Genomic DNA, 4,200 nt, shown 5'->3' with positions numbered 1-4,200 from the left:
GTACGCGCCTGAATAAGCTGTGGTATTCGTTTTTTATGCACATTCGCAGAAAAGGCACAATATGTGTATAACACTAATCAACAACATTAAAATTTTTGAGTCATGAGAAGTATATTATGGTTAGTCGCAGTCATTTGTATTGTAGTATGGCTATTAGGAATGCTCGGTATTGTTCCGGGAATGAGTACAGGATATCTGGTTCACGTATTGCTGGTAATTGCCATCATCGTGATCTTATACAATCTTATTACAGGAAGAAGGCCTTTGGATTAACAGAACCCTTCATAAGAAATAAAATCCGGAAACAGCAGTGCTGTTTCCGGATTTTCATTGATATGCTTTTTCGGAAATCGTGCCGAAATGCTTTTTATTATTTTCCGGCCGGTTTTGTGGCGGTTGCTCCCAGCTTGGTTTTCACCGTTGGCGTAATATCTTCTCCTCCGTCGATATAAGCGAGATTGGTATTGCCCAGGGACGCGGCTACATCAAATACATAAGCCAGCCCTTTTTCTTTTGCTACTGCTGAGATCGTAGTGCTTACTTTCTTCTGGATCGGTGTGAACAGTTCAGACTGTTTTTTGGAAACCTCCTGTGCGGCTTTCGTACGGGATGCCTCAATATCTTTTCCCAGGATCTGAAGTTCGGTCTGTGCTGCGGTAAGCTCTTTGATGACAGATTCCTTATTGGCTTCGCTTATCGTTTTTTCCTTATCCTGTGCAGCTTTCAGCTTGGTCTGGTATGATGTAATCATTTTTTCGATTTCGCCCTGCTTGGTTTTGGTGAAAGCGTCCAGGGAAGCCTCAGCGGTTTTCGCTTCAGGAAGTGCGGCAAAAATTTCATCTGAATTCACATGGCCTATTTTCTGCTGGGCATTGGCCAGGTTGGAAGTCAGGAAGAGGCCGGCCGCTGCGGCAAAAGTCATCATCAGTTTTTTCATTTTTTATTTTAATTTTAATTTTAATTTGTTAACAAGATAAGTTTGCGGCAGCAAATATACTAAATATAACGGATCAGAGGATGATACAGGCAAAGAAGTATACATTGCGTAAATGAAGGTCAGTTTTAATGAAAGGAAAAAAACCGGCATACGATCTGACCACAATCCGGTGGTATGCTGCAGTTGCCAGATATGCTGAAAAAAGAAGCCCGGCACCGGTCCGGACTTCTTCAAAAGAATAAATGTAAAGAAAATTAATTGTTAAAAGTTATACCTGAGCCCCAGCTGTGCCTGGAACCTTGAGGCGAACTGATCTACCGTGTAAGGCAGTCCCGGTGTTCTGAAATTATACACAGGATCCCCCGCGGAAGGCTGGCCGGCAGCGATGTTGCCTGTCTTTGTAAGGCCTACAGCGGCTGTAGAATTGAATGTGTTCGGTACGAAGTAAACCTTCCCCCATTCTTTATTCAGCAGATTGGTCACGTTGATAACGCTCAGGGAAACCTGCAGGGTATTTTTGTTTTTCCGGCTCAGGCGGATTTCATCCATGATTCTGAAATCGGCCTGGATATTCCATGGTGTATGATCTCCGTTTCTCTCTGTAAAAGTTCCCCGCCGGCTTTTCAGGTAGTCGTTGCCGTTAATGAAATTTTCGTAATCGGCTACCTGTTGTGCGGCAGTAACCAGGATGTTTCCGGAAGCATCTTTGACCGGCACTATATATTTCGCCGCTTCAGCAGCATCTTTAAAGATGTAGGCAAGGCCGGCAGCCTGCCCGGAATTGGCAATTGTGCTGTTTACAAAACCCCATGAGAAGGGATTCCCGGACTGGGCGTTGAAGTACATATTGGCAGATAGTCTGTTCAGGTCAGATAAATTCAGGGAATAGCCCAGATTGGCAACCACCCTGTTTTTGATGGCAAAGTTGGAAGTGGTCAGCTTAGGATCATTCGGCGTCAGCGACTGGTTCATCTGCCAGTTGCTCTCCATGGAGTTCCGGATCCCGTTGGTGATGTCTTTGGCATCCCCGTATGTATAAGCCACAAAGAAATTCAGTCCGAAGCTGTAGGCTTTTGCCAGCTGCGCTGTCAGATTATACCGGTAGCCTTCCCTGGTATTGGAAAGCAGGTAAGCATTTGAAAAATTGCTGTTGATGTTGGTGGTATAGACCGGCATTTCATGGTTTGTGTCATAGCTGTAATAAGTTACGTTATCGGTTTTGTTCACCTGCTGGAATTTCAGGTCATAAAGCACTTTGGTATAGATGCCTTCCAGGGTGAGTTTGTATCCTGACAGTGTATAGTCAAATCCCAGCGAGCTTCTCCATACCTTTGGCATTTTAAAATTATTGTCGATAAGGTCTACCTGGACCTTGGAAGAATTCTGCCACTTCGGGAAATTGGTGCTTACCAGCGGATCGCCGTTGGCAGCCAGTTGGGCAGCGGTCGGTGCATTGTAATCATAGCTTCCGAACCCGACACCGTCATTGTAGTAAGCATATCCGAGCCATGCAAAAGGAATCCTTCCTACAAAGATGCCCGATCCGCCCCGCATTACCACTGAGCGGTCCTGGGTAAGGTCCAGGTTGAACCCCAGTCTCGGCGACAGCGTAGGCTTGTTCAGGTAATGGTTGGTAAGCTGGCTCAGCGGCGTGTGTGTATACGTATTTCCGTAATAAGGATCGGATGGAGAAGCCGTTACCTTCTGGCTCAGCAGCGGTTTATCCGGCAGGTCGGTATAATCCACCCGAATCCCGGGTGTCAGTCTGAGTCTTCCCCAGGTGATTTCATCCTGGAAATACATCGACAGCAGATTCACCTTGTAATGGGCATAAGGGTTGTCAAACAGGCTCTGTCTTCCTGATCCGTTCAGCGAATAGGTTCCCCGGATCCTTGCCGGATTGGCATTGTAGAAATCGGTCAGGCTTTTATAGGAAATCCTTCCGTTCAGCGCATTTACAAATCCGTAATCGATATTGTACAGTTCATTATGCGTTCCCAGGAGGAAAGTATGATGTCCGGCTTTATAGGTAAGGTTGTCGGTAATCTCAAAGGTTTTCTGTTTCATGTTGAAAACCGTGGCTTCCCGGTCATTGCCCAGAAGAATGGTGCCTCCGTTATAGGCAATTTCAACCTGTGGGAACATGGCATTCCGGGAAACCGGATCACGATAGTCATGGATTGAAGAATAGCCGAGAACAAGATTGTTGTTCCAGCGGTCGTTGAAGCGGCTCTTCAGTTCCAGCGTGGTAGTGGAAGCGCTGTTTTTCTGCACAAAGTCCATACCGGAAAAACGGAAGTTGGCGCCGTCCCTTTCGAGATTGGAAGCCTGGGAAAAGACCGTGTTGTTCTTAATGGAAAGCGTATGCCGGTCACTGATTTTCCAATCCAGTTTATTAAACAGCTTGGCACTTTCCGAGAAATTGCTGTACTGGTTAAAGGTTCCGGTATCGAACCCATACTTGTTCCGTACGAACCCGGCGATCTGCTGCGCTGTGGAGCCGTCTACCAGCGCACCCTGGTCTCCGGCATTGTAGAAGACGGGATCTGTTCTCCTGGTGTATTCCATGTTGGTAAACAGGAAAACCTTATCCCGCACTACAGGAAGGCCTACCCTTCCGCCGTAAATAAAATCCTGGAAAGAACGCGGCATTTTAGAGCCGTCGCCAGCACGGTTGCTTCCGGTAATGGCGGCATTCCTTCCATAAGTATAAAGGGATCCTTCCACGTTATTACTGCCGCTTCTGGTAACGGCGTTGATGCTTCCGCCCAGGAAATTCCCGAGTTTTACGTCATAAGGGGCAATATAAACCTGTACGTCCTGGATGGCATCCAGGCTGATGGAGTTGGAACGCGTGCTGCTTCCCGGCATTCCTGATGTTCCGGTCTGGCCGCCCAGTGAAGGGCTGAAGCCGATGGCGTCATTGTTGATGGAGCCGTCAATAGTCACGTTGTTATATCTGAAATTGGTTCCGTTGAATGAATTGTTGGCGCTTTGCGGAACCAGCTTTGTAACATCCTGGATTCCTCGGTTGATATTCGGGAGCCCGGAAATCTGTGCCTGGCTGATGCCTACACCGAATTTGGCAGCCGTCGTTCTTTTGGAAGTCAGCTTCACCTCATCAATCATCTTTTCTTTATTTCCGGCCTCTACTACCGGAAGATCGTTATTACCCAGGGAAAGCTGTATATTATTGTTGGAATACACCACTTTCGATCCGTCTGTAATCTCAATATTGTAGGGCCCGCCGGGCTGGAGGTTAT

General features: G+C 47.0%; 3 protein-coding genes. 1 reads left to right on the top strand and 2 read right to left on the bottom strand.

Annotated elements, in window-relative coordinates; all coding sequences use genetic code 11:
* Positions 1–102 precede the first annotated feature (102 nt).
* Positions 103–273: a lmo0937 family membrane protein gene (locus QZ735_RS02960; protein WP_294243988.1), complete on the top strand. Its 171-nt coding sequence runs from the start codon at positions 103–105 to the stop codon at positions 271–273.
* A gap of 97 nt (positions 274–370) precedes the next feature.
* Here the strand turns inward: QZ735_RS02960 and QZ735_RS02955 are convergent, their stop codons facing one another.
* Positions 371–937, bottom strand: coding sequence for an OmpH family outer membrane protein (locus QZ735_RS02955; RefSeq protein WP_294243986.1), 567 nt, complete (start codon positions 935–937; stop codon positions 371–373).
* A gap of 261 nt (positions 938–1,198) precedes the next feature.
* Positions 1,199–4,200: TonB-dependent receptor (locus QZ735_RS02950; RefSeq protein WP_294243984.1), on the bottom strand; the 3,002-nt coding region annotated here is incomplete at its 5' end.

Source organism: uncultured Chryseobacterium sp., assembly GCF_913776365.1.
Lineage (GTDB): Bacteria > Bacteroidota > Bacteroidia > Flavobacteriales > Weeksellaceae > Chryseobacterium.
Note: the sequence above shows the minus strand (reverse complement) of the source record. Positions and strands in the feature narration are given on the sequence as shown.

Bases quoted from the DNA above. Each gene is read 5' to 3' on its own strand.
- QZ735_RS02960 (WP_294243988.1), top strand. From the start codon at position 103: ATGAGAAGTATATTATGGTTAGTCGCAGTCATTTGTATTGTAGTATGG.
- QZ735_RS02955 (WP_294243986.1), bottom strand. From the start codon at position 937: ATGAAAAAACTGATGATGACTTTTGCCGCAGCGGCCGGCCTCTTCCTG.